The organism is Agromyces solani (assembly GCF_058349925.1).
The window spans coordinates 569,697-595,400 of the sequence record NZ_JBYRER010000001.1 but is presented as its reverse complement, the minus strand read 5'-3'; the positions used below and the strand labels follow the sequence as shown (position 1 = coordinate 595,400).

The window sequence follows — 25,704 nt, the reverse complement described above, 5'->3', positions numbered from 1 at the left end:
CCTATTCGGCGACGAACACCCCGTCGCGCAGTACCGGCACGACGTCCGTGACGTCGCGCTCGGCGGCGAGCCGCGCATCGCCCGCGAAGCCGAGCTCGCGTAGCTCGACGCCGCTGCCCGAGGCGCTGATCAGGTGCCCCGTCGCGCGCGCGAGCCCTTCGAACGCCGCGCACGCGACGGCGGCCTCCGGCGACGTGTGGTCGATGCCGCGGGCGACGAGCGCGTCGACCACGGCTCCGGCGACCAGGAGGTCCTCGATGCCGAAGCGGATCCCCTCGCCGTCGCGGTCGCGCTCCCCGGCGGCGACGATCGCGATCATGAGCCGCTCGCCGCGCGCGGCCTGCAGGGCGAGGAGGTGCTCGGCGACGGCGGTGCGGTTCCGCATCGCGGCGGCGATGACGACGACGTCGCGGTCGGCGAGCGCGTGGGCGATCGCGCCGCCGTTCGGCGAGGGCACGACCACGGGGGATGCCTCGACATCGGTCCAGCTCGCGGGCGAGAGCGACGGCCCGGGCTCGGTGCGCCGGGCGGCGACGCGTCCGCCGCGCGCGCGGGCGAACGCTTCGGCGGCCTCGCGCCCCCCGGGGTCGTCGGGCCACGGTGCGACGGCGACCCCGTGCTCGGCGGCGACGACGACGGTCGTCGTGAACGAGAGCGCGTCGACGACCACGACCGCGTCGGCACCCGGCAGCACTCGCTCGGCACCGACGATCCCCCAGTCGAACCTGACCTGGTACTTCTCCTGGCCGAAGGGCGCCGTCGAGGAGGCCGTCGTGCTCGTGGTCATCGGGTCAGGCTACCGGCCGAGGGCGTCGTAGCGTGCGAGGGCCTCGGCGTCGTTCGCCCGCGCGTTCGCCCGTCGGGCGGCGTCGAGGGCCGCGACGGGGTCGGACTCGGCACGCGCGACCTGCAGCTGCCGTTCGGCTTCGGCGAGACGGGTGCGCGCGGCCGCGCCGACCGCGCCGCCGGCGCGCGCGATCGCGGAATGCGCGACGCCGATCTGGCCTTCGGCGATGGAGAGCGCGCCGTCCAGCGCGCCGCGCGCCCCGTCGAGCCGACCTTGCGCAGTCCGTGCCGCCGCCCGCGCCGACTCGAGCCGGTCGCGCGCGGTGCGAAGGCGATCGCGATCGAGCACCGGGTCGCGGGTGAGCGCGGCTCGGGCGGCGAGCGCGGCCGCGGCGTCGGCGACCGCCTGCCCGAGCTGCGCCGCCGCGTCGGCGTCGTCGATCGCGTCGCGCTCGCGTCGCGCGGCGGCCAGCTCGTCGTCGAGCTCGGCGGCCGCCGCCGCGGCGTCGCCGGCCGCGGAGGCCAGGCCGGCCTCGGCGCCCTCGAGCTCGTCGAGGTCCCGGCCCGCCCGGGACAGGGCGTCGGCCGCGCGCGCGAGGAACTCGGCGGCCGGCTGCGCTCGTTCGACGAGGCGGTCGGCCTCGTCGAGCGCCGATCGGGCCTCGGCGAGTCCCGCACGCGCGCGTTCGGCCGCGGCGCGGGCCGCGCCGAGCGCCGAGGCGTCGTAGCGGGAGCCGAGCCGCGTGAGCACGGCGTCGGAGGCCTCGACGCGGCGAACCACGTGGGTCGCGTCCTCGTGCACGGCCGGCAGATCCGCCCCGGCGCCGCGCTCGCGCCGACGCCGCACCGCGAGTGCGTCGCCGGCCTCGGCGAGCTCGGCGAGGGCCGAGCGGCAGAGGTCCTCGATGCGGGCGGCCCACCCCCTGCGGGCCGCCGCGGTGTGCGAGTCGGCGTCGTCGAGGCGCTGCTGCAGCAGGAACGCCTCGCGCAGCTTCCCGCGGGCGTGCTCGACCGACGCCCTCGTCTCGCGCGCCGTCGCGGCCCCGAACTGGGCCTCGGCGAACGCGACCTCGCGATCCGCGTCGCGGAGCGCATCGTCGGCCTGCACGATGAGCTGCTTCGCCCGGACCTCGGCCTCGCCCGCCGCCGCGAGCTCGGCCCGCGCTCGGCGCAGGCCCGCTCGTCGCAGGGCCGCGATCGCCGCGACGGCGAGCAGGGCCGCGACGCCGAACACCACCAGCGAGGGCAACCACGAGGGCATGCCGGGAGTCTAGATGAGCCGCCTGAGCCCTCGGGGTCGCACGAATCGTCGGCAAGCGACCTCCGTCACGACGATTCGCGCGACATCGCCGCCCGGCGACCTCGGCGAGGCACTTGGCACGGGCACCCGCCGGACCTACGCTCGGCTCATGCGGGTGCTCCTCAAACTCGAGCTCGACTGCACGCCCGACGCGGCGTGGCGGGCGCTGCGCAGCCCGGCGGTGCTGCGGGAGGTCGTGGCACCTTGGCTCGACCTCGCCTCGCTCGAGCCCGGCGGCCTGCCGACGACCTGGCCCGAGGGCGGCCATCGGGTGCGCGCACTGGCGTTCCGCCGCTTCCCCGCGGGCGAGGAGCTCGTCGACGTGAGCTACCCGGGCGGTCTGCCGACCGGCGTTCGGATGCTGCGCGACGGCGGCGGCGCCCTCACCGGCCCGCTCGCGCGGTTCGGTCGCTGGGACCACCGCATGGCGGTCTCGCCGCTGCCCGACGGCCGCACCCTCTACCGGGATCGCCTCGTCGTGCACGCGGGCGGCTGGGAGGTCGCGGCCTGGTACCCGACGTGGGCGTTCTGGCAGTGGCGAGGACTCCGGTTGCGCCGGCTCGCCCCGACCTGGTCGTTCGACCCGCCGGGGACGGCCGACGCGACCCCGGGAGCCGGCGCATGAGCGACACGATCGGAGCCCTGCAGCTCGCCGACTGGCGCCGTCGCGTGTTCGGCCTCTACGCGGGCGTGCGCCAGCTCAGCGTGCACGATCCCGCAGCGGGGCACGAGCTCTGGAAGTCTGGTCGCGACGAGCTCTTCGCGGGCCATCCCCGGTCGCCGCTCCTCCCCGACGACCGGGCGAGGTTCACCGGGCTCGACGTCGCCCGCTACGACCCCGACTGGCGGTTCGAACTCGAGGTCCGGCGTCCCGACGAACCCGTGCGGATGACCGTCGACAGTGCGACCGACGGCCCGATCCCGTTCTCGCTCGTCGGCACCGTGCGCCTGCCGTACCTCGGCACGCTCGACGTCTGGCGGCTCGCGGGCTACGGGGGCGGGCTCTTCCTGCCCGTGAAGGACTCGCTCGCGGGCACACCGGGCGGCACGTACGGCGGCGGCCGCTACCTCATCGACACCGTGAAGGGCGCCGACCTCGGCCCGGGCGCCGACGGCGACTCCCTCATCGTCGACTTCAACTTCGCGTACAACCCGTCGTGCGCGTACGACCCCTCGTGGTCGTGCCCGCTCGCGCAGGCGGGCAACACCCTGCGCGGCGAGGTGCCGGTCGGCGAGCGGATGCCGCGCTGAGGGGCGCGGCGGTCTCGGTACGCTCCTCGTCGACCACCGGCACAGCGCCCGCCCCGAGGCATCCGCTATGCTGGGCCACGGTGCGCGCGACGATCGCGCCGCCTGCGTCGTAGAAACGCTTCCGGGCCGGGTTCGAACTCGAGCCGCCCGATGACTCTCATACGGCGAACGGATGCGCCGACCGGCGCCTTCGCCACCTTCCCACCGTCGGGTCCATCCCCGCCGTGCTTCGCGCCTGTCGAAGTGCGCGCGCGGCGCACCCGTCCGTGGCATGCCCCCGAAAGGCACCATGACCGACCAGAACTTCTCCGCCCTCGGCGTGCCCGCGCCCCTCGTGGCGATCCTCGCCGCCGACGGCAAGACGACCCCCACCCCGATCCAGGCCGACTCCCTGCCCGACACGCTCGCCGGCCGCGACGTGCTCGGCCGCGGCAAGACCGGCTCGGGCAAGACCATCGCCTTCGCGCTGCCCATGGTCGCGCGCCTCGGCACGAGCCTCGCCGGCGGCGGTCGCCGCGCCGGCCGCCCGCTCGGCCTCGTGCTCGCTCCGACCCGCGAGCTCGTCACCCAGATCGCCCGCACCATCGAACCGCTCGCCGAGGCGTACGACCTCAAGGTCACGACGATCTTCGGCGGCATCAACCAGAAGCGCCAGGTCGAGGCGCTCCGCGCGGGCGTCGACATCGTCGTGGCGGCGCCCGGCCGCCTCGAGGACCTCATGCAGCAGGGCTTCGTGCACCTCGATGCGGTCGAGATCACCGTGCTCGACGAGGCCGACCACATGGCCGACCTCGGCTTCCTCCCGGTCGTCACGCGCATCCTCGACAAGACGCCGCGCGGCGGCCAGCGCCTGCTGTTCTCGGCGACCCTCGACAACGGGGTCGACAAGCTCGTCAAGCGCTACCTCGAGAACGAGGTGCTGCACTCGGTCGACGAGGCGAACTCGCCCGTCGCAGCGATGACGCACCACGTCTTCCTCACCGACGACGCCGACACGAAGTTCGAGCTCGTGAAGACGCTCGCGAGCGGCATGGGCCGCCGCATCCTGTTCATGCGCACGAAGCACCACGCGAAGAAGCTCGCGAAGAAGCTCACCGAGGCGGGCATCCCGGCCGTCGACCTGCACGGCAACCTCTCGCAGCCGCAGCGCGACCGCAACCTCGCCGCGTTCGCCGACGGCTCGGCCAAGGTCATGGTCGCGACCGACGTCGCGGCCCGCGGCGTGCACGTCGACGACATCGAGCTCGTCGTGCACGTCGACCCGCCCATGGAGCACAAGGCGTACCTGCACCGCTCGGGTCGCACCGCGCGCGCCGGCAGCGAGGGCGACGTCGTCACCATCGCGATGCCCGGCCAGCTGCAGGACCTCAAGCAGCTGCTGCGCAAGGCCGCGATCACGGTGACCCCTGCGCCCGCGACGCCGGCCTCGCCCGAGGTCGTCGCGCTCGTCGGCGACGTCGCTCCGTACGTGAAGCCCGCCCCGCGCGAGCCCAAGCCCCAGCACGGCGGCGGGCGCTCGCAGGGCGCGAACGCGCAGCGCAAGCGCGCGGCGCGCGACGCCCGCGGGCAGGGCGGCCGTCAGGGCGACGGTTCCGGCCGCCGCGGTGACGCCGCCAAGCACGGGGATGCCGCGGGCCGGCCGCGCCGCGACCGCTCGGGCCGCCCCGCCGAGGCGAAGGCGCACGCCCCGAAGCAGGGCGGCGGCCAGAGCCGCGGCGCCCAGACGACCGGTGCGCAGCGCCAGACGTCGAACCGCGGGGCAAAGCAGCCGCTCCGCGTGGGCAGCCTCGTCACCCCGTCGCGGAACGCGCGCACGAACCGCCGCGCACAGGGCTGAACGCCCGCGCGGCCAGCACCGCGCCGGATGCACCGAGGCCCGTGGAGTCACCGCTCCACGGGCCTCGGCTGTGCGGGTCGCGTCCCCCGACCTTCGACCCGCCGTCCCGTCCCCCGACGGGATCGGGCCGCCTCCCCCGAAGCAGCCCAGTCTTGAAGTCACATGCCCTGCAGCACCACCCGGCCGATCTCGCTGCCGACGATCAGGGCCATGCCGATCGCCGCGGCGCCGGCCACCGCCACCGCCACCAATGCCGTGGTCACGTTCCGCGTTCGACGCATCGCTCCTCCTGCCCTCATCACTGATATGTCCGGATACGGACGAAAGGTTCCCGATTCGTCCGGAACTTTTTCGCCGGGTCCGGACATACCTGTATGACGGGCCGTTCGACCGGCCGCGCCTTTCCACCCGAAGGAACGGAGTCACCCATGTCCATGCGCCTCGCCGCCCTCGCCGCCGCGGGCCTCGTCGCCGCCCTCGCCGCCGTCGCCGTCCCGGTCGTTCCGGCCGGCGCCGTTGAGCTCGCCGGCACCGCATCGATCGGTACGCACCGCGCGGGCGAACCCACCGAGCACTGCGCGATCGGCCTCGACGCCGCCGCTGCCGCCGACCGGGCCGAGGCCGATGCCCCCGACCCCGTCTGCTTCGCGACGCTCGCGGAGGTCGACCAGTACCTCGCCGAGCAGACCGCCGACGACGGCAGCCGCCTCACGGCCGCCGCCGCGTCCGTCGCCGTCGGACGCGTCTACAAGGATGCCAACAAGGGCGGCTCGAGCCTGACGTTCTGGGGCTCCAGCGGTTGCGCGGGCGTGGTCTTCGGGTTCCCGACGCTCTCGTCGAGCTGGAGCACGTCGATCAGCTCCGCGACCGGGCTCAACGGATGCTGGGCGACCTTGTACACGGCGACCTCCTACGGCGGTTCGCGCCTCAACTGCACGGCGTACTGCTCGAGCATCGGCTCGTTCAACGACCGCGTGAAGTCGATCGTGTTCCGTCCGACCGGCACGCTGGGCTGAGCTCCCGGTCGCGAGCGCGACGCCCGACCCGGCGTCAGGCGGGGTCGGCGAGGCCGAGCGCTGCGCAGATCGACTCGTTCGACGACGGCACGACGGCGGCTGCGCCGTCGTCCATGACGCAGAGCTGGAAGTGGTCGGGCACTCGCCCCGGCGGATTGCTCGCCGAGGTCGGATCGTAGTCGGGCTCGAAGAGGCCCTGCTCCCACATGATCGTGCACAGTTCGATCGGATCCGTCGGCAGTCCCTCGGCGCCCGACGCCCCCGACCCGGGGTAGCTGCCATCGGAGTTGCGCTCGTCGTCGCTCAGGCAGAAGACGAAGCGGTTCTCGGTCACCGACTGCGGGCTGAGCAGCACGGCGCCGGCCGTCGCGGCGACGCCGATGGCCAGCACGCCGAGCCCGCTCCAGCCGATGATCCGGTTGCGCCGCTGCCGCGCCGCGACCGCAGGCTCCGTCCGGGCATGCTCGACGAGCATCGCGCGGATCGCGTCGGCCCGTTCCGGGCGCATCTCGGGTTCGGTCATCCGAGCACCTCCAGGTCTCCGGACTCGGCCGACCCGCGCTGGGCGTCGCCCGGCGCCGCACGCTGGGCGTCACCCGGCGCCGCACGCTGGGCGTCGCCCGGCGCCGCACGCTGGGCGTCACCCGGCGCCGCGCGCTGCTCGAGCCACGGCGAGTCGCCGAGCTCGGCCTTGAGCTTCGTGCGCGCGCGGGAGAGCCGCGACTTGACCGACCCGATCGGCGCGTCGAGCGCCGTCGCCGCCTGGGCGATCGGGAGCCCCTCGACGAGGCAGAGTTCGACGACCCGTCGCTCGGCCGGGGTGAGCCGACGGAGCGCCGCGCCGATGCGGCCCGACAGGCGCTGCCCGTCGATGAGGTCCTCGACCTCGCGGCTCGGGTCGATCGTCTCCGGTCCGCGGGGGATCGTCGCGAGGAGCCGTCGATGACGCCTGGCCGCGCGCTGCGTGTTGAGCGTCACGTTGGTCGTCACGATGAGCAGCCAGGGCAGCAGGGAGCCGTCGACGAACCGCACGTCCTTGCGGCGGCGCCAGGCCTCGAGGAAGACGATCGCGACGATGTCCTCGGCGTCGGACGTGTCGAGCACCTGCGCGTACGCGCGCCGGAAGATACGCGCCCGGTACCGGTCGTAGACCACGCCGAACGCGGCCTCCGTGCCCGAAGTCGCTTCGAGCCAGAGCGCCGAGTCGCTACGCCGATCCTGCTCCATGCCCGGCCAAGCCTAACCGGGGAGCGCACGGATCGGACATCCGTGGGCACGGAGGCCGGCTGCGAGAGTCCCATGTACAGATATGTCCGGATGCACCGCAAAGGTTCCCGATCGCACGGCCTCGCTCGATTTCGCGGCTGGCGCGGCCTGGCCTAGTCTCGGGGCATGAGCACCGAAGTCGCTGCCGAAGTCGTCGTCCGTCCCATCCGCGATTCCGACGTCGAGGCGCTCGGTCGCGTCCACGCGACGTGCTGGCACGAGACGTACGACCACCTGATCAGCGCAGCGGCGTTCGAGAAGCTCTCGCCGCGGCGCATGGCCGATCTCTGGACCCACATGGCCGCGCGCGGCGAGGAGTACGCCCAGTTCGCCGCCCTCGTCGACGGCGAGATCGTCGGCTTCGTGGGCTCCGGTCCCGCGCGCGACGAGAACCCGCCGCGCGAGCGCGAGCTGTACTTCATCTACGTGCTCGACGCATACCACGGCACGGGCATCGGCAAGAAGCTCTTCGACGCGGCCGTCGGCGACGACGAGGTCTACCTCTGGGTCGCCTCGGACAACCCGCGCGCGCACCGCTTCTACGAGCGCAACGGCTTCACGGCCGACGGCGCCGACCAGCACGTGCCGTTCCTCGGTGAGGAGATCCACGAGGTGCGGCTGGTCCGCTGACCCATGGCCGTCCCCGTCATCCTCGACGTCGACACGGGCGTGGACGACGCCCTCGCCATCCTGTTCGCCGTCGCGCACCCCGACCTCGACGTGCTCGGCATCACGTGCGTCGCGGGCAACGCACCGCTCGAGCAGGTCGTCGACAACACCCTCCGCATCCTCGATGCCGCGTCAGCGGGCGACATCCCCGTCGCCGCCGGCGCGACCCGCCCGCTCATCGCGCCGGCGCGCGCGGCCTCGCACGTGCACGGCGCGAATGGGCTCGGCGGACTCGTGCTGCCGGCGACCGACCGCCGGCCTCGCCACGAGCACGCGGTCGAGCTGCTGCGGCGGCTGATCACCGAGCACCCGGTGCCGGTGACCCTCGTCGCGCTCGCACCGCAGACGAACCTCGCGCTGCTGCTGCGCACGCACCCCGAGGTCGCCGGGCGCATCGAGCGCATCGTCGTGATGGGCGGCTCGGCGAGCGTCGGCAACGCCACGGCCGTCGCCGAGTTCAACGTGTGGCACGACCCCGAGGCGGCGGCGATCGTGCTCGACGCGGGCATCCCCGTGTACATGTACGGGCTCGACGTGTTCAACCGCGTCTCGGTCCCGGCCGACCGGGCGCACGGGCTCGAACGCGGCGAACACCCCGTCGGTCGCATCGTCGGCGAGCTCCTCGGCCACCGCGTCGCGCTCAGCGAGCGCGAGGACGCCGAGTACACGGGGCTCATCGGCGACGCCGGAGCCGTGTGCTCGATCGTCGCGCCCGACGCGCTGCGCACCGAACGCCGGCCGGTGCGCGTCGAGCTCGCCGGGTTCGGCCGCGGTCAGACGCTCGTCGACCGCCGCGACTTCGCGGGCGAAGACCTGGTGCACGGCCTGGCCGACGCGTGGCCCGTCGTCGAGGTCGCGCTCGAGGTCGACGCCGAGCGCGTCGCCGGGCTCTTCCTCGACACGGTCACCGCGCCGCGCGCGGGCTAGCAGGCCGACGACGCCCGCGCGTCACGCCGGGACGCGCGGCGTCAGCGCAGCGCGCCGACCGAGGCGAGCGCCTGGGCGACGAGGACGCCTCGCCCGCCCTCCATCTCGTCGACGACGGGCTTGCCGACGGCCTCCTGCGGCGTCATCCAGGTCACCTCGAGCGCGTCCTGCCGCGGCTCGCACGTGCCCGTGACCGGCACCACGTACACGAGGGACACCGCGTGCTGGCGCTCGTCGGTGAACGGCGAGATGCCCGGCAGCGGGAAGTACTCGGCGACGGCCGCGGGCACCGGGCTCGCGGGAAGCAAAGGGAACGCCATCGGCCCCAGGTCCTTCTCGAGATGCCGGAAGAGCGCGTCGCGGATCGTCTCGCCGTACATGACGCGCCCCGACACGAGCGTGCGCGTCATCTCGCCGAGCGCGTTCGCCCGCAGCAGCATGCCGACCTCGCCGACCTGGCCGAGCCCGTCGACCCGCACCGGCACCGCCTCGACGTAGAGAAGCGGCAACCGGCCGCGCACCTCGGCGAGCTCGATGTCGCTCAGCCAGCCCGGATTCGCGGGCGGCCGGACGACGGGCTCGTCGTCCGGATTCCAGTCGGGATCGGGGGTGCGCACGCTCATGCCTCCGATTCTGCCCCACGTCCCGGTCCGGCGTCAGGGGTTCCGGGCTGCCCCACGCGCACGCGTCAGCCCTCGTACCGCCCGAGCCCGAGGCGCGAGATCGTCTCCGCGACCTCGTCGTCAGGGGTGCCCTGCGCGTCGACCACGAGGCCGCGCTCGTCGGGCTCGAGCGGTTCGAGCGTCTCGAACTGCGAGCCGAGCAGCGAGGCGGGCATGTAGTGGCCCGTGCGGTGCTCGAGCCGGCCCGCGATGAGCTCGCGCGCCCCGGCCAGGTGCACGAACACGACATTCGGCCGTGCGAGCCGGTCGCGGTACGACCGCTTGAGCGCCGAGCAGGTGATCACGGCGGGCTCGCCGGCCGCCAGGTGCCCGTCGATCCACGCGGCGATGCGGTCGAGCCACGGCCACCGGTCGTCGTCGGTGAGGGGCGTGCCGCTCGCCATCTTGGCGACGTTGGCCTCGGGGTGCAGCGCGTCGCCCTCCTGGAGGTCCCAGCCGAGGCGCTCGGCGATGAGCTCGGCGAAGGTGGTCTTGCCGCTGCCCGACACCCCCATCACGACGAGCACGGGCGGGTGCTCGAATTCGATCGGGGATGCCTCGGGCACGGCGCCCGGCGTGCGGTTCATGGTCGTCCTCCCCGGCTCACGAGACGAACGGGCTGAGGGCGAGCACGCCCGCGAGGCCGACGAGGGAGATGAGGCACTCGAGCACGGTCCACGACTTGAGCGTCTGGCCGATCGTGAGGCCGAAGTACTCCTTGATGAGCCAGAACCCGGCGTCGTTCACGTGCGAGAGGAACACCGACCCCGAACCGATCGCGAGCACGAGCAGCGACGTCGCGCCGGCCGAGAGGTCGAGGTCGGCCACGAGCGGCTGCAGGATGCCCGCCGCCGTGATGGTGGCGACCGTGGCCGAACCGGTCGCGACGCGGATGAGCACCGCGACGAGCCAGGCGAGTGCGAGCACGACGGCGAGCGAGCCGCCGAAGCCCGAGATGGCGTCGGCGATGACCTGGCCGATCATCGAGTCGACGAGCACCTGCTTGAAGCCGCCGCCGGCGCCGACGATGAGCAGGATGCCCGCGATCGGCGGCAGCGACGAGCCGACCGAGGCGGCGATCTCGTCGCGGCCCATGCGGCCGCCGCGGCCGAGCACGACCATGCCGACGAGCACTGCGATGAGCAGCGCGATGACCGGCTTGCCGAGGAAGTCGACGACGAGCTTCCACGGTTCGCCCGACGTCGGCGCGACGATGTTCGCGAGCGACGAGGCGAGCATGAGCACGACGGGCAGCAGGATGCAGAAGAGGGCGGCGCCGAACGAGGGCCGCGGCTTCGCCGAGACGTCCTCGCCGCGGTCCTCCGCCGTGACGAACAGGGCGGGCACCGGCACCTTGACCCAGCGGGCGGCGAGCTTCGAGAACAGCGGGCCCGCGATGATGACGGCCGGGATCGCGACGATGACGCCGAACAGCAGCGTCTGGCCGAGGTCGGCGCCGACGAGGTCGATCGCGGCGAGGGGGCCCGGGTGCGGCGGCACGAGGCCGTGCATGGCCGAGAGGCCCGCGAGGGTCGGGATCGCGACGCGCATGAGCGGCAGGCCCGAGCGACGCGCGACGAGGATGATGACGGGCACGAGCAGCACGAGGCCGACCTCGAAGAACATCGGGAGGCCGATGAGGGCGCCGACGCCGCCCATGACCCACGGCAGCGCCTGCACGCTCGAACGCGCGATCAGGGTGTCGACGATGCGGTCGGCGCCGCCCGAGTCGGCGAGCAGCTTGCCGAAGATCGCGCCGAGGGCGATGAGCACGCCGACGCCGCCCATGGTCGCGCCGAAGCCGGTCGTGAAGCTCAGGATGGTCTGCACCGCCGTCATGCCGGCGACGAGGCCGGTCACGATCGCGCCGATCATGAGCGAGATGAACGGGTGCAGCTTGACCCAGGTGATGAGCACGACGATGACGGCGATGCCGACGAGGGCGGCGGCGATGAGCTGCCATTCGGGCGCCGTCGTCGTGGGGACGACGGGATCGGCGGCGGAGACGAGCGCTGCGGCGGTGGAGAGCACGGTGGACATGGGGCCTGAACTTCCTCGGTCTGGCGGACTGGTGAGCTGACTCTACATATATGTAGGACATATTTCAAGCTGCAAGTGAGAACGTCGGGCATTTACGCGTGGCTCCGGCTCGGCGATAATCAGTGCATGGATGCTTCGCCGAACGGTTCGTCCGCGCTGCACGAGCGGATGATCGAATCGTTGGGCGCCGACATCGCGTCGGGGCGCCTCGCACCCGGATCCCGCATCCTGACGACCGAGGTCGCCGAACGGTTCGGGGCCTCGCGCTCCGCCATGCGCGAGGTCGTACGCGTGCTCGAGTCGATGGGCCTCGTCGACGTGCGCCGCCGCGCGGGTGTCGAGATCCTCCCGAAGGAACGCTGGAATCCGTACGCGACGCGCCTCATCCGCTGGCGGCTCGCCGGACCCGACCGCATCGAGACCCTGCATTCGCTCAGCCAGTTGCGCAGCGCCGTCGAGCCCCTCGCGGCGCGACTCGCCGCCGAGCACGCGACGCCCGAGCAGCGGTCCGCGCTGATGGCCGCCGTGACCGGCATGACCGAGCGGTCGCGCGAGGCCGACGAGCCGCCCTACCTCGAGCACGACGTCGCCTTCCACGCCGCGGTGCTCGAGGCCTCCGGCAACCCGTTCCTCGCGGCGCTCGGCCCGGTCGTGGGCGAGGTGCTGCGCGGCCGCACCCAGCACGCCCTCATGCCGCACGTCGCGAACCCCACGGCGCTCCGGCTCCACCAGGAGGTCGCCTTCGCCGTCGCGGAGGGCCGTGCCGACGACGCCGAGCGTGCGCTCGCCGCGATCGTGAGCGAGGCCGATCAGGCGGTGCAGGCCGTCGCCGAAGCCCCCCGGCCCGACGAGGCCCGAGCCCACGAGGAGACCCGATGATCATCGACGACGAGGCCGTGCTCTGGTCGGCCTCGGGCGACGACCGCGTCGACCGGCCCGTGCTCGTGCTGCTGCACGGCTACAACTCGAACGAGGGCGACCTGTTCGGGCTCGCGCCGTACCTGCCGCTGCGGCCGGTCATCGCCTCGCTGCGCGCGCCGCTCGACGCCGGTTACGGCTACGCCTGGTTCGAGGTCTTCGACGAGCGCGGCCGCATCGACGACGACTCCCCCGCCAAGCAGGCCGAGTCCCGGGCGGCCGCCGAGGCCGTGCTCGCGTGGGTCGAGCGCGCCGCGCCGGGCGCCCAGGTCGGACTCGTCGGGTTCTCGCAGGGCGGCGCCCTGTGCCTGGAGCTCCTGCGCCTCGCGCCCGAGCGCTTCGACTTCGCCGCCATCCTCGCCGGCTTCGCGATGCCGGGCGAGCGCGACGGCGACGCACGGCTCGCGACCGTGCGGCCGCCGGTGTTCTGGGGTCGTGGCACCCTCGACGAGGTCATCCCCGAGGCATCCGTCGCCCGGACCCTGGACTGGCTGCCCCGCCACGCGATGGTCGACGCCCGCATCTACGAGGGCCTGGGGCACTCGGTGTCGGAGCTCGAGCTCGCCGACCTCACGGCCTTCCTGCGCGACCGCTACGCGGCCTGACGCCTCACCGTTTCGGGAAGAAGCACGCTCGTCAGGACGGAATCCGGGATTCCGTCCTGAATGGCCGCCTATTTCCTGAAACGGCGTTGGCGAGCGGCGCGGATGCCTCGGGGGCGTCGCGCACCGGCCGAGCTACTCCCCGGACCTGGCGGCGCGTTCGCGGTCGCGCTCGGCGACGCGCTGCTTCTCGGCGCGCACGGCCGCCTGCGTCGCGCGCTCCTCGACGAGCCACGACGGCGGCGCCGCGAGCAGCGCCTTGATCTCGGCGGTCGTGAGCGGCTCGGTGACGCCCGCCCGTACGAGTCCCGAGTTCGAGACGCCGAGCTTGGCGGCGACGACCTGTCGCGGGTGCGGACCCTCACGGCGGAGGGTCGCGAGCCACTCGGGCGGGTCGGCCTGCAGCGCGTCGACCTCGTCGCGGGTGATCGGCCCGGAGCGGAACTCGTCGGGCGCGGCGGAGAGCAGGATGCCGAGCTTCTTCGCCGCGGTCTCCGCCTTCATGGTCTGCGGCTTCTTGGCCCGGGGCTGCTTCTCGCGCGGCTCTGCGGCCGGCGACTCGTTCTCGCTCACCCTGCAACCGTAGCCGACGGTAGCCTGAGAGGCACCGGCGCGAGGCACACGAGCACGCGGCATCCCGGGCGAACGGCACGACAGGGGGCGACATGGCGTTGCGACTCGACTACGTCGCGGGCGTCTCCCCGTCGAAATGGCTGCGCGCGTGGTCCGACCGCCGCCCCGACCTGCCGCTCGAGGCGGCCCGCGTCGACGAGGCGACGCAGCTCGACGGCGTGCGGTCCGGCGAGGTCGATCTCGCGTTCGTGCGCCTGCCGGTCGACGACGAGGGCCTCCACAGGATCCCGCTGTGGGAGGAGGTCGCGGTCGCCGTCCTCCCGAAGGACCACGCCTTCGCCGACGCGATCGAGCTCTCGCTCGCCGATCTCGCCGGCGAGCCGCTCGCGCCCGTGCAGGCCGACCCCGCGATGACGATCGAACTCGTCGCGGCGGGCAGCGGCCACGCGATCGTTCCGCACTCGATCGCCCGGCTGCACCACCGCAAGGACGTCGTCGCCATCCCGGTGACGGATGCCCCGCCGACGCGCATCGCCCTCGTCTGGCGCACGGAGCGCGACGACGCCGACATCCAGGAGTTCGTCGCGGTCGTACGCGGGCGCACGGCCCGCAGTTCGCGCGGCGACGAGGCACCGACCGTGAAGCCGGCGAAGGCGGCGAAGCTCGCGGCCGCCGAACGTCGGGCGGCCGCCGGCGGCACCAAGGGCGGTTCGAAGGGCGGCACCGCGAAATCGGGTCGTCCCGCGCCGCGGACCGGCCAGGGCGCCAAGCAGCGGCATCGGCGGCGCGGCCGATGAGCGGCCGGAAGCCCTTCCTCTTCCTTTCGGCACGCCCCGAGGTCGAGGCCGTCGGGCCCGAGTACGAGTCGGTACGTCGCGCCACGGGCCTCGACGCCGGTCGGCTCGAGCACCACCGCCTCGACGTCGAGCCGCTCGGCAAGCCGCCGCTCGACGCGTTCGCGGGTATCGTCGTCGGCGGCAGCCCCTACAACGTGACGACCCCCGAGGAGCACAAGCACCCCGTGCAACGACGGGTCGAGTCGGAGCTCGCGGTGCTCGCGGAACGCGCCCTCGACGCCGGCTTCCCGGTGCTGTTCACCTGCTACGGCATCGGCGTGCTGACCCGCGTGCTCGGCGGGCACGTCGGCACCCGGCACGGCGAGAACGCCGCGGCCGTCGAGATCGTGCTCACCGATGACGGCGCGGCGGACCCGCTCGTGGGGGCGTTACCGCGCCGGTTCGATGCGCTCGTCGGCCACAAGGAGTCGACCGAGCGGCTGCCTCCCGGCGCGGTGCTGCTCGCCGCCTCGGCGGTGTGCCCGGTGCAGGTCTACCGGGTGGGCCCGAGCGTGTACGCGACCCAGTTCCACCCCGAGGTCACGACCGACGACTTCATCGCGCGCGCGCAGGTCTACCGCCACCACGGCTACTTCCCAGCGAGCGAGCTGCGCGAGGTGTCGCAGCGGCTCGCCGAGGCATCCGTCACCGAACCGCAGCACCTGCTGCGGCGCTTCGTCGAGCTCGCCGACGCGCGCTGAACGCGACCGACGAGGCGGATGCCGCCGGCGGCATCCGTCTCGCCGGCCGGGGAGGCCCGGTCACCCGCCCCGGTGCGCCCTCACGCGGTGCTCTTGCGGCTGCCCCGGGTGATCAGGCCCCAGATCAGCAGCACGATGATGGACCCGGCGATCGCGAGCAGCCAGGTGCCGAGGTCCCAGAACTCGGTCAGCGGGCGGTTGAGGATGAGGCTGCCGAGCCAGCCCCCGAGCAGGGCGCCGACGACGCCGAGCAGCAGGGTGACGAACCACCCGCCGCCCTGCTTGCCCGGCAGGATCAACTTGGCGATGGCACCGGCGATGAGGCCGAGCACCAGGAACGCGAGGAAACTCATGGCGGCTCCTTCGATTCGGATGCCTCCACCGAACCACCGGGGCGGATGCGGCGCAAGGGCTTGTGCGGCGCGGCGCCGACCCGGTATCGATGCTCGCACCCGGCGCCGGCGAGGCGGCAGAATGGCGGGGTGAGCCGGCCCGTGCGCCCGTGGGTGCTGCACGTCGACCTCGACCAGTTCATCGCGGCGGTCGAGATCCTGCGCCGCCCCGAACTCGCGGGGCGGCCGGTCATCGTGGGCGGCCGCGGCGATCCGACCGAGCGCGCCGTCGTCTCGACCGCGTCGTACGAGGCGCGCGAGTTCGGCGTCGGGTCGGGGATGCCGCTGCGCATCGCCGCGCGCAAGGTTCCCGACGCCGTCATCCTGCCGGTCGATGCCGACGCGTACCTCGCCGCGTCCGACGAGGTGATGTCGACCCTCAGGGCGCAGCCTGGCGCGACGGTGCAGGTGCTCGGCTGGGACGAGGCGTTCGTCGGCGTCGACACCGACGAGCCCGAGGCGTACGCCCGCGGCCTGCAACGGGCGGTGCTCGACCGCACGGCGCTGCACTGCAGCGTCGGGGTCGGCGACACGCTCGTGCGCGCGAAGGTCGCGACGGGGTTCGGCAAGCCGCGCGGCGTCTACCGGTTGACGGCCGAGAACTGGCTCGAGGTCATGGGGCCGCGCCCGACGAAGGACCTCTGGGGCGTGGGCGCCAGGATCTCGCGGCGGCTCGCCGCGCACGGCATCACGACCGTGGCCGAGCTCGCATCCGCCGACCCGGCGGTGCTCGCCGCCGAGTTCGGCCCCCGGATGGGGCCCTGGTACGGCGAGCTCGGGCGCGGCGAGGGCTCCCGCGTCGTCGACGACACCCCGTGGGTCGCGCGCGGGCACAGCCGGGAGACGACGTACCAGCGCGATCTCGCCGAGCCCGCGGAGGTGGATGCGGCGCTGCACGCCCTCTTCGAGCAGGTCTGGGCCGACATCGTCGCCGAGGGGAGGCCCGTCACCGGCGTGACCCTGAAGGTGAGGTACGCCCCGTTCATCACGACGACGCACCAGCGCCGGATCGCGACGACCGCCGATCGCGACGTCGCCCTCGCGCACGTCGAGGCGCTCGCCGCCGACCGCATCGAGCCTCGCCGACCCGTGCGGCTGCTCGGCCTGCGGCTCGAGATGCCGATGCCCGAGGAGGCCCGCGAGGGCCGCACGCCGACCCGCGGCGGGTGGTGAGGCGTCAGTCGTCGAGCAGGCGCTCGAAGAGCACGTGGTCCTGCCACTCCCCCGCGATGCGGAGGTATCGGCGGGCGAGCCCGAACCGTTCGAAGCCGTTGCGCTCGAGCACCCGCTGCGACGCGACGTTGTGCACGAGGGTGCCCGCCTGCACCCGGTGCAGGCCCGCCGAGCGGGCATGGTGCACGGCGACGCCGACCGCGGTGGTCGCGAGCCCCCGGCCGTTCAGTCGCCCGTCGACCCAGTAGCCGAGGTGCGCGTTCTGGAAGACCCCGCGGACGAGGTCGGAGAGGTTGACCCGGCCCACGATCTCGGCGCCCGCCTCATCCCCCACGGCGAGCACGAGCGGAACGAGGGTGCCGGCCTCGAGCCGGAGCATCGCGCCCGCGACGTCCCGTTCGTGCCAGGCGGCCGTGAAGAAGTCGGCGGTGCGAAGCGGCTCCCATGGCGCGAGGTGCTCCCGGTTGCGTGCGTAGGCCGCGGCGAGCGCGGGTCCGTCGCCCGGTGCGAGCAGCCGCACGACGATGCCGCCGTCGAGTTCGACCGGCTCGAACATCCCAGCCTCCGTCCGCCCGTGGAACGACGAACCCCGCGACCTTGCGATCGCGGGGTTCGGTGGCGGTGACGGTGGGATTTGAACCCACGGTAGGGGGTTACCCTACACAACTTTTCGAGAGTTGCACCTTCGGCCGCTCGGACACGTCACCGGGATCGATAGTAGACGACGACGGCCGGATGGCCAAAACGAGCCGTCTCCCGAGCGCCCAGCCGGCGCCCAGCGAGCGCCCAGTCGACTCGAAGACGGTGTGGATACCTTCGCCGTCATGACCGTTCCCGACCTGCTCGGCACCGCGTTCGCGCCCCCGCGCCCGCGGCCCTCGATGCGCGCGCTCGCCGCCGGCGGCGGGCTCGCCGCCTCGACCGTGCTCGGGAGCGCGGGAGTCCGCCCGTTCAGCTCGCGGGTCGCGACGCGACGGTCGACCCTCAACGACACGCTGCCCGTGCACTCGAAGTGGTGGCGCGAGCACGGAGCACGGGACGGCGACCTCCTCTACGTCGCGATCGGCGACTCCGCGGCGCAGGGCATCGGCGCCTCCCGGCCGGACCGCGGGTACGTGGGCGTGCTGGCCGACGCCATGCGAACGGCCTCCGGGCGAGCCGTCCGCACCGTCAACCTCAGCGTCTCGGGCGCGACCTCGGCGCTCGCCGTGCGCGACCAGCTGCCCCGGCTGCACGGGCTCGCACCCGACGTCGTGACCGTCGCGATCGGCGCGAACGACATCGCCCAGTGGGCACCGTCGGAGTTCGACGCGAACCTGCGCGCCATCCTCGACGCCGTCCCGCCGCACGCGATCGTCGCGGAGCTGCCGTGCTTCCACTTCCCCCGCAACGAGCGGAAGGTCGCCGAGGCGAACCGGATGCTCCACGACGCCGCGCGCGAGCGCGGACTCGCCGTCGCTCCGCTGCACGCCGCGACCCGGCAGCAGGGCGTCCGCGGCATCCTCACCCAGTTCGCCAGGGACATGTTCCACCCGAACGACCACGGGTACGCGGTGTGGGCCGAGGCGTTCCGCCCGCTCGTCGGTGCGCGCCTCGCCGAGCTGACGGCGTTGCCGGCCGCCGCGTCGGCCGGTCGTGTCGGCGGCGGCCGATAGTGTCGGGGGCATGGCCCGCCCCACCTCGTCGTTCCGCTGCACCGAGTGCGGGTGGACCACCGTCAAATGGGTCGGCCGTTGCGTCGAGTGCCAGCAGTGGGGCACCGTCGTCGACGTCGCCGAGCCCACGGGCATCGTCCGTGCGGTGCAGGCCGTGAAGCTCGGCGAGGCGCGCACTGCGCGCCCGATCGTCGAGGTCGAGACGACCGACGCGGCCCACCGGCCGAGCGGCATCGGCGAGTTCGATCGCGTGCTCGGCGGCGGCATCGTCGCGGGTGCGGCGATCCTCCTGTCGGGCGAGCCGGGCGTCGGCAAGTCGACGCTCCTGCTCGAGGTCGCCGCCCGCGTCGCCGCCACCGGCCGCCGCGTGCTCTACGTCACGGCAGAGGAGTCGACGGCGCAGGTGCGCCTGCGCGCCGGTCGCACGGGGGCGCTGCACGGCGAGCTGTACCTCGCCGCCGAGACCGACCTCGCCACGATCCTCGGGCAGATCGACGCGACCGCGCCCGACCTGCTCATCGTCGACTCGGTGCAGACGGTCTCGTCGTCCCTCTCCGACGGGCTGCCGGGGCAGCCGAGCCAGGTGCGCGAAGTCGCCTCCACCCTCATCCGCGTCGCGAAAGAGCGGCAGCTGCCCGTGCTGCTCGTGGGCCACGTCACGAAAGACGGCTCGATCGCGGGTCCGCGCCTGCTCGAGCACCTCGTCGACGTGGTCTGCCAGTTCGAGGGCGACCGCCAGACGGCGCTGCGCTTCGTGCGTGCGCTGAAGAACCGGTTCGGCCCGACCGACGAGGTCGGCTGCTTCGAGATGACGGGCGACGGCATCGCCGAGGTGCCCGACCCGTCGGGGCTCTTCCGCTCCACGGGGCGCAGCGAGGTGAGCGGCACGTGCGTGACCGTCGCACTCGAGGGGCGTCGCGCGCTGCCCGTCGAGGTGCAGGCGCTCGTCGTCGCGACGAAGGCGCCGCAGCCGCGCCGCGTCGTCAACGGGGTCGACCCGTCGCGCGTCGCGATGATCATCGCCGTGCTCGAGCGTCGCGCCGGGCTCAAGGCGCTCGGCGAGCACGACGTGTACGTCTCGACCGTCGGCGGGGTGCGCCTGGCCGAGCCCGGCGCCGACCTCGCGATCGCGGTCGCCATCGCCTCCGCGATGCGCGACGCCGCCGTGCCGCACGAGTTCGCCGCCTTCGGCGAGATCAGCCTCGCCGGCGAGGTTCGCCCCGTGACGGCTGCGAAGCAGCGCACCGCCGAGGCCCGGCGGCTCGGTTACACCACGATCCTCGACGTCGAGGCCGGCAGCGTGCGCGCCGCCGTCGCCCGGGCGATGCTCGCGTCGACCGACGCCCGCCAGCGCGAGCTCGACGCCGCGTTCTGAGGCGAGCCCGACGCCGCGTTCCGAGGTTCGTCAGATCTCGAGCGCGCGCAGCAGTTCGGTCGGCGAGGCCTGCATCGGGTGCGGGCCCGCGATGTCGAGGAACACCGTGGTGATCGTCGACTCGTAGCGCGTGAGGAAGCCGCGCAGCCAGGCGGGACTGTGCAGGCCGACCGCGGGCGGCAGGTTCGCCGGCTTGTTGGCGGCGTCGCTGAAGAGCAGCAACGCGATCTCGCCGCTGCTCGGGTCGCGGAACGTCCACACCTCGCCGCCGTCGAGCGGCTTGTCGCGCGGGCCGGGCTTGATGAGCGGCACGACGGTGTTGCCGTTCCGCAGCGCGAGGGCGACGGCCGCCATGTCCTGCCGTTCGAGCGCCTCGGCGAGTGCCTGCGACCGGAACTCCACCTGCGGCTTCGCCGTCTTCTTCGCCTTGCCTGCCATGCCCTCAAGCGTAGCCGGGGGCGCCGGCGCCTCGGCTCCGGCGCAGCACCGAGCGACCCCTCGACGGGAGAGGGGTTGCGCTCGAGGACGACGGTTCGGGTACCCGTCGGATCAGTTCCCCGAGTGCAACCCCGGGCGGTCTCGCCCTGCCAGGCCCTCGACCATCCCTGCCCCCGAGTGTCCCCCGGATCGGGCCCGTCGGGGTACGCCCAGTTCGAGGGGCAGGACCGATCCCAGGGGAACGGCGTCTTGGGGGGATCGCCGATCGGGACCGGCCCTGCTGACTCCAGTTCAACGCGTGCCCGGCGATCCGGCCAGCCCCAGTTCCCGGGCCATTTCCGACATTCGGGCGATCACGCGGCCGACGCGCGCGGCCACGCGGGCGGCCTCGTCAGTAGAGCAGGAACTGCTTCTGCTCGGCCGAGTCGAAGCCGTCGATCGACACCGCCAGGTAGTACGACGCGCCGCCGGCGGGTACCGATTCGCGCGGCCCCTCGCAGGTCTCCGGGTTCGAGCGCGTGCGGTCCCACACGATCGGCGAGCTCGACGAGATCGGCTTGCCCGGCTGCAGCGACACCTCGGCGTCGATCGCGTCGACCTGGCAGTCGGTCGAGATCCAGTAGACGTCGTCACCGCTCGTGATCGTGAACACCTGGGCCTTCGTGCCGGCGTTCAGCACGCACACGTTCTTGCCGGTGTTCTCGATCGTGACCGAGAGCTGCGGCTGCTCGCCGGCCTCGTACGACGACTGGTCGGTGATCGGCTCGACCACGATCTGATCCGGGGCGCACGGGTCGCCGTCGGCGGCCGTGGGCTCGGTCGGGATCGTCGTCGATTCCGGATCGTTCGTCGGTCCGGCCGTCGATGCGCCCTTGCCCTCGGGAGTCTCCTCGCCCTGGCTCGCCCCGGGCCGCACGATGATGAGCACGATCGCCGCGACCACCGCGAGAAGCAGGAGCAGCACGACGATCCGTCGACGGCGGTACACCTGCGGTGACTGGCGCCCGGCGGGAGGATTCGTCGACATGGTCACAGGGTACGACCGAGTGGGGCCCGCCCCGAGGCATCCCCTCGGCGGGTTCCGACACGGCTCACGGGGCCCGGATCAGAGCCGTTTCAGCATGCGGGTGTTGCCGAGCGTGTTCTGCTTGACCCGTGCGAGGTCGAGGAACTCGGCGACGCCCTCGTCGTGCGAGCGCACGAGCTCCGCGTACACGTCGGGGTCGACCGTCTCGGCGCCCATGTCCTCGAATCCGTGCCGGCCGAAGAACTCCACCTCGAAGGTGAGGCAGAACAGCCGCGAGAGGCCGAGTTCGCGCGCGTCGGCCTCGAGGACGTCGAGCAGTGCGTGGCCCACGCCGCGCCCGAGCCACTCGTCGCCGACGGCGAGCGTGCGGACCTCGCCGAGGTCCTCCCAGATGACGTGCAGGGCACCGGCGCCGATGAGTCGCCCGTCGGCGGCCTCGGCGACGCGGAACTCCTGGATCGCGCCGTACAGGTCGACGCGCTCCTTGCCGAGCAGGATGCGTCGGGCGACGAACGGCTCCACGACGTCGATGATCTTCGGCACATCGCTCGTGCGCGCCCGGCGCACCGTGAAGTCGGTCATCCGTTCATCGTAGAGCCGCGCCGTTCAGGCGATCGCCTCGATGACGGGACACGTCGGATGCGCCGGCCCGCTCTCCACGAGCGTCGCGAGCGCCGAGCGCACCCGCTGCAGGTCGCGGATGCGCTCGTCGAGCTCGTCGAGCTTCGCCGAGACGCGATCGGCCACGTCGCCGAACTCGATGAGCTCGGGCTCGTCGGACAGCCGGAGCACGCCGCGCACCTCGCTGAGCGTGAAGCCGAGCTCCTGCGCGCGGCGGACGAATCGGACGCGACGAACCGCGTCGTGATCGAACAGCCGGTACCCGCCGATCGAGCGGCGGGCGGGCGCCACGAGCCCCTGACGCTCGTAGAAGCGCACCGTGCTGAGCGCGACGTCGGCCGCCCTGGCGAGCTGCCCGGAGGTCAGCGCCGGCGCAGCCGCAACAGGCCGCTCAGTTGCAGCACCAGCCATACGAGTTCTCCGATCAGGAAGGCGACGAGGGTCGCGCTCTGCCCATTCAACAGCGCCCAGGTCATGAACAGTGCGAACAGCGCCCGGCCGACCGTGTCGATCACGATGAACCGCGCCTCCGGGCGCAGGATCCTCGCGATCGCCCACATCGTCACCACCGTGCCGAACATGCTCGTCAGCATGAGCGCGAAGGTGCCGAGCTCGGGCGCAGGGGCGCCCGGCAGCGCGAGCGCCTCATGCACCCGACGCGTGAGGTCGATGATGAGGGCCGCGGTGAACGGGGTGGCGAAGCCAACCGTGACGACGAGATCGTAGATCGCCCCGGCCCTCCCCCACCTCGGCGGCGTGAACCCGGGGGCGGACGATGGGAGCGGGCCGGCGTTCGAGCGGTTCGGGACGAGTACTTCGGTCATGGCTTCATCGTCGACCCTGCACCATGGTGCAGGGTCAAGTCCCGACGCGCGGGCGCGGGTACGACGAAGGGGCGGATGCCCCAGCATCCGCCCCGTCGTGACGCTCGCGCCTACTCGCCCGACGCGGCCGCGAGGTCGGGCGTCGCGGTGCCGGTGCCGAGCGCGGCGTTGGCGTTGACGCCGACGTTCGCCGGCAGCGCGCGCTGCGACGTCGTGAAGACGAACTCGCCGTTCGCGTAGTCGACGTGCACGTGGTCGCCCGCGTTCAGCTCGCCGTGCAGGATCTTCTCGCTCAGGCGGTCCTCGACCTCGTGCTGGACCGCGCGGCGCAGCGGGCGGGCGCCGAGCGCCGGGTCGAAGCCGACCTCGATGAGCCGCTCCTTCGCCGCCTGCGTGAGCTCGACCGTCATGTCGCGGTCGAGCAGGCGCTCGCTGAGGCGCTTGAGGAAGAGGTCGACGATCTGCAGCAGCTCCTCCTTCGAGAGCTGCGGGAACACGATGATCTCGTCGACGCGGTTCAGGAACTCGGGCTTGAAGTGCTTCTTCAGCTCCTCGTTCACCTTGCCGCGCATGAGGTCGTACCCGGTGCGGGGGTCGCCCTCCAGCTGGAAGCCGACGGGCCCGCCCGAGATGTCCTTCGTGCCGAGGTTCGTCGTCATGATGATGACGGTGTTCTTGAAGTCGACGACACGGCCCTGACCGTCGGTGAGGCGACCCTCTTCGAGGATCTGCAGCAGCGAGTTGAAGATGTCGGGGTGCGCCTTCTCGATCTCGTCGAAGAGCACGACGCTGAACGGCTTGCGACGCACCTTCTCGGTGAGCTGGCCGCCCTCTTCGAAGCCGACGAACCCGGGAGGGGCTCCGAACAGCCGCGAGACGGTGTGCTTCTCGCCGTACTCGGACATGTCGAGCGAGATCATCGCGGCCTCGTCGTCGAAGAGGAACTCGGCGAGCGCCTTGGCGAGCTCGGTCTTGCCGACGCCCGTGGGACCGGCGAAGATGAACGACCCCGAGGGGCGCTTCGGGTCCTTGAGGCCCGCGCGGGTGCGGCGGATCGTCTTCGAGAGGGCGGAGATCGCCTCCTCCTGGCCGATGACGCGCTCGTGCAGCGCCTTCTCCATGAAGACGAGTCGCGAGCTCTCCTCCTCGGTGAGCTTGAAGACGGGGATGCCGGTGGCCTGCGCGAGCACCTCGGCGATCAGGCCCTCGTCGACGACCGCGGTGGTCTTGACGTCGCCCGACTTCCACTGCTTCTCCAGGCGCAGGCGCTCGCCGAGCAGGTTCTTCTCCTCGTCGCGCAGCGACGCGGCCTTCTCGAAGTCCTGCTCCTCGATCGCGGTCTCCTTCGCGGCGCGGACGACGGCGATCTTCTCGTCGAACTCGCGCAGCTCCGGCGGCGACGAGAGGATCGAGAGCCGCAGGCGTGCGCCGGCCTCGTCGATCAGGTCGATGGCCTTGTCGGGCAGGAACCGGTCGCTGATGTAGCGGTCGGCGAGGTTGGCCGCGGCGACGATGGCGCCGTCGGTGATCGAGACCTTGTGGTGCGCCTCGTAGCGGTCGCGGAGGCCCTTGAGGATGTTGATCGCGTGGGGCAGGCTCGGCTCGGCCACCTGGATCGGCTGGAAGCGACGCTCGAGCGCCGCGTCCTTCTCGAAGTGCTTGCGGTACTCGTCGAGCGTCGTGGCGCCGATCGTCTGCAGCTCGCCGCGGGCGAGCAGCGGCTTGAGGATCGAGGCGGCGTCTATTGCGCCCTCGGCCGCACCTGCGCCCACGAGGGTGTGGATCTCGTCGATGAAGACGATGATGTCGCCGCGGGTGCGGATCTCCTTCGTGACCTTCTTCAGGCGCTCCTCGAAGTCGCCGCGGTAGCGGGAACCGGCGATGAGCGAGCCGAGGTCGAGCGAGTAGAGCTGCTTGTCCTTCAGCGTCTCGGGCACCTCGCCCTTGACGATCGCCTGGGCGAGGCCCTCGACGACGGCGGTCTTGCCGACGCCGGGCTCGCCGATGAGCACGGGGTTGTTCTTCGAGCGGCGCGAGAGGATCTGCATGACCCGCTCGATCTCCTTCTCGCGGCCGATCACCGGGTCGAGCTTCGACTCGCGGGCGGCCTGCGTGAGGTTGCGGCCGAACTGGTCGAGGATCTGCGAACCGCCCTGGGCCTGCTGCTGCTCGTTGGCGCCGACCTGCACCTGCTCCTTGCCCTGGTAGCCGGAGAGCAGCTGGATGACCTGCTGGCGCACGCGGTTGAGGTCGGCGCCGAGCTTCACGAGCACCTGGGCCGCGACGCCCTCGCCCTCGCGGATGAGGCCGAGGAGGATGTGCTCGGTGCCGATGTAGTTGTGGCCGAGCTGCAGCGCCTCGCGGAGCGAGAGCTCGAGCACCTTCTTGGCGCGCGGCGTGAAGGGGATGTGGCCCGTCGGCTGCTGCTGGCCCTGGCCGATGATGTCCTGCACCTGCTCGCGCACCGCGTCGAGCGAGATGCCGAGCGACTCGAGCGCCTTGGCGGCGACGCCTTCACCCTCATGGATGAGCCCGAGCAGGATGTGCTCGGTGCCGATGTAGTTGTGGTTGAGCATCTTGGCCTCTTCTTGGGCCAGGACGACGACACGACGGGCTCGGTCGGTGAATCTCTCGAACATGCTCTACTCCTCACGGCCCCACTGGGCAGGGGACGTCGATACATCGAGCGTAAACACTCGGGATGCCTCGTGGGCCGGTGTTCGCCGTGGGCGCATCACGATCCTGGGAGGCGACGGCGGGCTTGACACGGGCGGCGGTCCGCGCCATGGTTATCGATATTCGATGTTATTGATTT

At 72.8% G+C, this 25,704-nt stretch carries 29 protein-coding genes and 1 tRNA gene; 13 read left to right on the top strand and 17 right to left on the bottom strand.

From position 1 onward, the window contains the following. Nucleotide 1: 1 nt before the first annotated feature. Both AC3RJ7_RS02785 and AC3RJ7_RS02780 read right to left on the bottom strand, forming a co-directional pair. Entirely contained in the window at nucleotides 2-787 is a 786-nt protein-coding gene (locus AC3RJ7_RS02785; protein ID WP_491454326.1) for a 2-phosphosulfolactate phosphatase, read from the bottom strand. A 9-nt stretch (nucleotides 788-796) separates the two neighbouring features. Continuing rightward, entirely contained in the window at nucleotides 797-2,047 is a 1,251-nt protein-coding gene (locus tag AC3RJ7_RS02780; RefSeq protein ID WP_491454325.1) for a hypothetical protein, read from the bottom strand. Between the two features lie 148 nt (nucleotides 2,048-2,195). Between AC3RJ7_RS02780 and AC3RJ7_RS02775 the strand changes: the two genes are divergently transcribed. The 4 genes from AC3RJ7_RS02775 to AC3RJ7_RS02760 all read left to right on the top strand — a co-directional run bounded on the left by AC3RJ7_RS02775 (nucleotide 2,196) and on the right by AC3RJ7_RS02760 (nucleotide 6,190). Further along, the gene (locus AC3RJ7_RS02775; protein ID WP_491454324.1) at nucleotides 2,196-2,711 is read left to right on the top strand and encodes a hypothetical protein; all 516 of its coding nucleotides are present in this window, start codon (nucleotides 2,196-2,198) and stop codon (nucleotides 2,709-2,711) included. Continuing rightward, the gene (locus AC3RJ7_RS02770; protein ID WP_491454323.1) at nucleotides 2,708-3,337 is read left to right on the top strand and encodes a DUF1684 domain-containing protein; all 630 of its coding nucleotides are present in this window, start codon (nucleotides 2,708-2,710) and stop codon (nucleotides 3,335-3,337) included. The genes AC3RJ7_RS02775 and AC3RJ7_RS02770 overlap by 4 nt, the downstream gene beginning before the upstream one ends. A gap of 289 nt (nucleotides 3,338-3,626) precedes the next feature. Continuing rightward, on the top strand, nucleotides 3,627-5,174 hold the full coding sequence (locus AC3RJ7_RS02765; protein ID WP_491454322.1) for a DEAD/DEAH box helicase: 1,548 nt from the start codon (nucleotides 3,627-3,629) through the stop codon (nucleotides 5,172-5,174). 428 nt (nucleotides 5,175-5,602) lie between these two features. Next, on the top strand, nucleotides 5,603-6,190 hold the full coding sequence (locus tag AC3RJ7_RS02760; protein WP_491454321.1) for a hypothetical protein: 588 nt from the start codon (nucleotides 5,603-5,605) through the stop codon (nucleotides 6,188-6,190). Nucleotides 6,191-6,224: 34 nt separating this feature from the next. Here the strand turns inward: AC3RJ7_RS02760 and AC3RJ7_RS02755 are convergent, their stop codons facing one another. Both AC3RJ7_RS02755 and AC3RJ7_RS02750 read right to left on the bottom strand, forming a co-directional pair. Then, nucleotides 6,225-6,713, bottom strand: a complete 489-nt coding sequence (locus tag AC3RJ7_RS02755) for a hypothetical protein (protein WP_491454320.1) — start codon at nucleotides 6,711-6,713, stop codon at nucleotides 6,225-6,227. Next, a complete protein-coding gene (locus AC3RJ7_RS02750; protein ID WP_491454319.1) occupies nucleotides 6,710-7,417 on the bottom strand; it encodes an RNA polymerase sigma factor in 708 nt (235 codons plus the stop codon). The genes AC3RJ7_RS02755 and AC3RJ7_RS02750 overlap by 4 nt, the downstream gene beginning before the upstream one ends. Before the next feature lie 165 nt (nucleotides 7,418-7,582). On the opposite strand from AC3RJ7_RS02750, the gene AC3RJ7_RS02745 reads away from it, so the two are divergent. After that, nucleotides 7,583-8,086 carry a GNAT family N-acetyltransferase gene (locus tag AC3RJ7_RS02745; RefSeq protein WP_491454318.1) on the top strand — a complete coding sequence of 168 codons (504 nt, stop codon included), beginning with the start codon at nucleotides 7,583-7,585 and terminating at the stop codon, nucleotides 8,084-8,086. Between the two features lie 3 nt (nucleotides 8,087-8,089). After that, the gene (locus tag AC3RJ7_RS02740) at nucleotides 8,090-9,052 is read left to right on the top strand and encodes a nucleoside hydrolase (protein ID WP_491454317.1); all 963 of its coding nucleotides are present in this window, start codon (nucleotides 8,090-8,092) and stop codon (nucleotides 9,050-9,052) included. Between the two features lie 41 nt (nucleotides 9,053-9,093). Here AC3RJ7_RS02740 and AC3RJ7_RS02735 read toward each other — a convergent pair whose 3' ends face one another. From AC3RJ7_RS02735 to AC3RJ7_RS02725, 3 genes are all read right to left on the bottom strand, one after another. Beyond that, a complete protein-coding gene (locus AC3RJ7_RS02735) occupies nucleotides 9,094-9,675 on the bottom strand; it encodes an NUDIX hydrolase family protein (RefSeq protein ID WP_491454316.1) in 582 nt (193 codons plus the stop codon). Between the two features lie 65 nt (nucleotides 9,676-9,740). Next, nucleotides 9,741-10,301 carry a gluconokinase gene (locus tag AC3RJ7_RS02730; RefSeq protein ID WP_491454315.1) on the bottom strand — a complete coding sequence of 187 codons (561 nt, stop codon included), beginning with the start codon at nucleotides 10,299-10,301 and terminating at the stop codon, nucleotides 9,741-9,743. A 16-nt stretch (nucleotides 10,302-10,317) separates the two neighbouring features. Beyond that, a complete protein-coding gene (locus tag AC3RJ7_RS02725; protein WP_491454314.1) occupies nucleotides 10,318-11,754 on the bottom strand; it encodes a GntP family permease in 1,437 nt (478 codons plus the stop codon). A gap of 126 nt (nucleotides 11,755-11,880) precedes the next feature. Here AC3RJ7_RS02725 and AC3RJ7_RS02720 point away from each other — a divergent pair, with 126 nt between their 5' ends. Continuing rightward, nucleotides 11,881-12,633, top strand: coding sequence for a FadR/GntR family transcriptional regulator (locus AC3RJ7_RS02720; RefSeq protein WP_491454313.1), 753 nt, complete (start codon nucleotides 11,881-11,883; stop codon nucleotides 12,631-12,633). After that, nucleotides 12,630-13,277, top strand: a complete 648-nt coding sequence (locus tag AC3RJ7_RS02715) for an alpha/beta hydrolase (protein WP_491454312.1) — start codon at nucleotides 12,630-12,632, stop codon at nucleotides 13,275-13,277. The genes AC3RJ7_RS02720 and AC3RJ7_RS02715 overlap by 4 nt, the downstream gene beginning before the upstream one ends. A 132-nt stretch (nucleotides 13,278-13,409) precedes the next feature. Here the strand turns inward: AC3RJ7_RS02715 and AC3RJ7_RS02710 are convergent, their stop codons facing one another. After that, the gene (locus AC3RJ7_RS02710; RefSeq protein ID WP_491455218.1) at nucleotides 13,410-13,778 is read right to left on the bottom strand and encodes a DUF5997 family protein; all 369 of its coding nucleotides are present in this window, start codon (nucleotides 13,776-13,778) and stop codon (nucleotides 13,410-13,412) included. Between the two features lie 161 nt (nucleotides 13,779-13,939). Between AC3RJ7_RS02710 and AC3RJ7_RS02705 the strand changes: the two genes are divergently transcribed. Both AC3RJ7_RS02705 and AC3RJ7_RS02700 read left to right on the top strand, forming a co-directional pair. Continuing rightward, the gene (locus tag AC3RJ7_RS02705) at nucleotides 13,940-14,644 is read left to right on the top strand and encodes a LysR family substrate-binding domain-containing protein (protein WP_491454311.1); all 705 of its coding nucleotides are present in this window, start codon (nucleotides 13,940-13,942) and stop codon (nucleotides 14,642-14,644) included. Continuing rightward, nucleotides 14,641-15,384, top strand: coding sequence for a glutamine amidotransferase (locus tag AC3RJ7_RS02700; protein ID WP_491454310.1), 744 nt, complete (start codon nucleotides 14,641-14,643; stop codon nucleotides 15,382-15,384). Before AC3RJ7_RS02705 ends, AC3RJ7_RS02700 begins: the two co-directional genes overlap by 4 nt. Before the next feature lie 80 nt (nucleotides 15,385-15,464). Here AC3RJ7_RS02700 and AC3RJ7_RS02695 read toward each other — a convergent pair whose 3' ends face one another. Next, nucleotides 15,465-15,737, bottom strand: a complete 273-nt coding sequence (locus tag AC3RJ7_RS02695; protein ID WP_491454309.1) for a GlsB/YeaQ/YmgE family stress response membrane protein — start codon at nucleotides 15,735-15,737, stop codon at nucleotides 15,465-15,467. 129 nt (nucleotides 15,738-15,866) lie between these two features. On the opposite strand from AC3RJ7_RS02695, the gene AC3RJ7_RS02690 reads away from it, so the two are divergent. After that, a complete protein-coding gene (locus AC3RJ7_RS02690; RefSeq protein WP_491454308.1) occupies nucleotides 15,867-16,949 on the top strand; it encodes a DNA polymerase IV in 1,083 nt (360 codons plus the stop codon). 4 nt (nucleotides 16,950-16,953) lie between these two features. On the opposite strand, the gene AC3RJ7_RS02685 is transcribed toward AC3RJ7_RS02690, so the two are convergent. Both AC3RJ7_RS02685 and AC3RJ7_RS02680 read right to left on the bottom strand, forming a co-directional pair. Continuing rightward, a complete protein-coding gene (locus AC3RJ7_RS02685; protein ID WP_491454307.1) occupies nucleotides 16,954-17,505 on the bottom strand; it encodes a GNAT family N-acetyltransferase in 552 nt (183 codons plus the stop codon). A 60-nt stretch (nucleotides 17,506-17,565) separates the two neighbouring features. Continuing rightward, nucleotides 17,566-17,656 (bottom strand) — tRNA-Ser (locus AC3RJ7_RS02680). A 117-nt stretch (nucleotides 17,657-17,773) separates the two neighbouring features. Here AC3RJ7_RS02680 and AC3RJ7_RS02675 point away from each other — a divergent pair. Both AC3RJ7_RS02675 and radA read left to right on the top strand, forming a co-directional pair. Then, nucleotides 17,774-18,604: an SGNH/GDSL hydrolase family protein gene (locus AC3RJ7_RS02675; protein ID WP_491454306.1), complete on the top strand. Its 831-nt coding sequence runs from the start codon at nucleotides 17,774-17,776 to the stop codon at nucleotides 18,602-18,604. A gap of 10 nt (nucleotides 18,605-18,614) precedes the next feature. Continuing rightward, a complete protein-coding gene (gene radA / locus AC3RJ7_RS02670) occupies nucleotides 18,615-19,979 on the top strand; it encodes a DNA repair protein RadA (RefSeq protein WP_491454305.1) in 1,365 nt (454 codons plus the stop codon). A gap of 30 nt (nucleotides 19,980-20,009) precedes the next feature. Here radA and AC3RJ7_RS02665 read toward each other — a convergent pair whose 3' ends face one another. The 6 genes from AC3RJ7_RS02665 to AC3RJ7_RS02640 all read right to left on the bottom strand — a co-directional run bounded on the left by AC3RJ7_RS02665 (nucleotide 20,010) and on the right by AC3RJ7_RS02640 (nucleotide 25,528). After that, nucleotides 20,010-20,417 carry a dehydrogenase gene (locus AC3RJ7_RS02665; protein WP_491454304.1) on the bottom strand — a complete coding sequence of 136 codons (408 nt, stop codon included), beginning with the start codon at nucleotides 20,415-20,417 and terminating at the stop codon, nucleotides 20,010-20,012. Nucleotides 20,418-20,808: 391 nt separating this feature from the next. After that, nucleotides 20,809-21,444 carry a hypothetical protein gene (locus AC3RJ7_RS02660; RefSeq protein WP_491454303.1) on the bottom strand — a complete coding sequence of 212 codons (636 nt, stop codon included), beginning with the start codon at nucleotides 21,442-21,444 and terminating at the stop codon, nucleotides 20,809-20,811. A 78-nt stretch (nucleotides 21,445-21,522) separates the two neighbouring features. Beyond that, a complete protein-coding gene (locus tag AC3RJ7_RS02655) occupies nucleotides 21,523-22,026 on the bottom strand; it encodes an amino-acid N-acetyltransferase (protein ID WP_491454302.1) in 504 nt (167 codons plus the stop codon). Nucleotides 22,027-22,050: 24 nt separating this feature from the next. Continuing rightward, complete coding sequence (locus AC3RJ7_RS02650; RefSeq protein WP_491454301.1) at nucleotides 22,051-22,476, bottom strand: MerR family transcriptional regulator; 426 nt, start codon at nucleotides 22,474-22,476, stop codon at nucleotides 22,051-22,053. Then, nucleotides 22,428-22,889, bottom strand: coding sequence for a hypothetical protein (locus tag AC3RJ7_RS02645; protein WP_491454300.1), 462 nt, complete (start codon nucleotides 22,887-22,889; stop codon nucleotides 22,428-22,430). The genes AC3RJ7_RS02650 and AC3RJ7_RS02645 overlap by 49 nt, the downstream gene beginning before the upstream one ends. A gap of 110 nt (nucleotides 22,890-22,999) precedes the next feature. Then, nucleotides 23,000-25,528: an ATP-dependent Clp protease ATP-binding subunit gene (locus tag AC3RJ7_RS02640; RefSeq protein WP_491454299.1), complete on the bottom strand. Its 2,529-nt coding sequence runs from the start codon at nucleotides 25,526-25,528 to the stop codon at nucleotides 23,000-23,002. Nucleotides 25,529-25,704: the final 176 nt, after the last annotated feature.

Bases quoted from the DNA above. Each gene is read 5' to 3' on its own strand.
- AC3RJ7_RS02785 (WP_491454326.1), bottom strand. From the start codon at position 787: ATGACCACGAGCACGACGGCCTCCTCGACGGCGCCCTTCGGCCAGGAG.
- AC3RJ7_RS02780 (WP_491454325.1), bottom strand. From the start codon at position 2,047: ATGCCCTCGTGGTTGCCCTCGCTGGTGGTGTTCGGCGTCGCGGCCCTG.
- AC3RJ7_RS02775 (WP_491454324.1), top strand. From the start codon at position 2,196: ATGCGGGTGCTCCTCAAACTCGAGCTCGACTGCACGCCCGACGCGGCG.
- AC3RJ7_RS02770 (WP_491454323.1), top strand. From the start codon at position 2,708: ATGAGCGACACGATCGGAGCCCTGCAGCTCGCCGACTGGCGCCGTCGC.
- AC3RJ7_RS02765 (WP_491454322.1), top strand. From the start codon at position 3,627: ATGACCGACCAGAACTTCTCCGCCCTCGGCGTGCCCGCGCCCCTCGTG.
- AC3RJ7_RS02760 (WP_491454321.1), top strand. From the start codon at position 5,603: ATGTCCATGCGCCTCGCCGCCCTCGCCGCCGCGGGCCTCGTCGCCGCC.
- AC3RJ7_RS02755 (WP_491454320.1), bottom strand. From the start codon at position 6,713: ATGACCGAACCCGAGATGCGCCCGGAACGGGCCGACGCGATCCGCGCG.
- AC3RJ7_RS02750 (WP_491454319.1), bottom strand. From the start codon at position 7,417: ATGGAGCAGGATCGGCGTAGCGACTCGGCGCTCTGGCTCGAAGCGACT.
- AC3RJ7_RS02745 (WP_491454318.1), top strand. From the start codon at position 7,583: ATGAGCACCGAAGTCGCTGCCGAAGTCGTCGTCCGTCCCATCCGCGAT.
- AC3RJ7_RS02740 (WP_491454317.1), top strand. From the start codon at position 8,090: ATGGCCGTCCCCGTCATCCTCGACGTCGACACGGGCGTGGACGACGCC.
- AC3RJ7_RS02735 (WP_491454316.1), bottom strand. From the start codon at position 9,675: ATGAGCGTGCGCACCCCCGATCCCGACTGGAATCCGGACGACGAGCCC.
- AC3RJ7_RS02730 (WP_491454315.1), bottom strand. From the start codon at position 10,301: ATGAACCGCACGCCGGGCGCCGTGCCCGAGGCATCCCCGATCGAATTC.
- AC3RJ7_RS02725 (WP_491454314.1), bottom strand. From the start codon at position 11,754: ATGTCCACCGTGCTCTCCACCGCCGCAGCGCTCGTCTCCGCCGCCGAT.
- AC3RJ7_RS02720 (WP_491454313.1), top strand. From the start codon at position 11,881: ATGGATGCTTCGCCGAACGGTTCGTCCGCGCTGCACGAGCGGATGATC.
- AC3RJ7_RS02715 (WP_491454312.1), top strand. From the start codon at position 12,630: ATGATCATCGACGACGAGGCCGTGCTCTGGTCGGCCTCGGGCGACGAC.
- AC3RJ7_RS02710 (WP_491455218.1), bottom strand. From the start codon at position 13,778: ATGAAGGCGGAGACCGCGGCGAAGAAGCTCGGCATCCTGCTCTCCGCC.
- AC3RJ7_RS02705 (WP_491454311.1), top strand. From the start codon at position 13,940: ATGGCGTTGCGACTCGACTACGTCGCGGGCGTCTCCCCGTCGAAATGG.
- AC3RJ7_RS02700 (WP_491454310.1), top strand. From the start codon at position 14,641: ATGAGCGGCCGGAAGCCCTTCCTCTTCCTTTCGGCACGCCCCGAGGTC.
- AC3RJ7_RS02695 (WP_491454309.1), bottom strand. From the start codon at position 15,737: ATGAGTTTCCTCGCGTTCCTGGTGCTCGGCCTCATCGCCGGTGCCATC.
- AC3RJ7_RS02685 (WP_491454307.1), bottom strand. From the start codon at position 17,505: ATGTTCGAGCCGGTCGAACTCGACGGCGGCATCGTCGTGCGGCTGCTC.
- AC3RJ7_RS02675 (WP_491454306.1), top strand. From the start codon at position 17,774: ATGACCGTTCCCGACCTGCTCGGCACCGCGTTCGCGCCCCCGCGCCCG.
- radA (WP_491454305.1), top strand. From the start codon at position 18,615: ATGGCCCGCCCCACCTCGTCGTTCCGCTGCACCGAGTGCGGGTGGACC.
- AC3RJ7_RS02665 (WP_491454304.1), bottom strand. From the start codon at position 20,417: ATGGCAGGCAAGGCGAAGAAGACGGCGAAGCCGCAGGTGGAGTTCCGG.
- AC3RJ7_RS02660 (WP_491454303.1), bottom strand. From the start codon at position 21,444: ATGTCGACGAATCCTCCCGCCGGGCGCCAGTCACCGCAGGTGTACCGC.
- AC3RJ7_RS02655 (WP_491454302.1), bottom strand. From the start codon at position 22,026: ATGACCGACTTCACGGTGCGCCGGGCGCGCACGAGCGATGTGCCGAAG.
- AC3RJ7_RS02650 (WP_491454301.1), bottom strand. From the start codon at position 22,476: ATGGCTGGTGCTGCAACTGAGCGGCCTGTTGCGGCTGCGCCGGCGCTG.
- AC3RJ7_RS02645 (WP_491454300.1), bottom strand. From the start codon at position 22,889: ATGACCGAAGTACTCGTCCCGAACCGCTCGAACGCCGGCCCGCTCCCA.
- AC3RJ7_RS02640 (WP_491454299.1), bottom strand. From the start codon at position 25,528: ATGTTCGAGAGATTCACCGACCGAGCCCGTCGTGTCGTCGTCCTGGCC.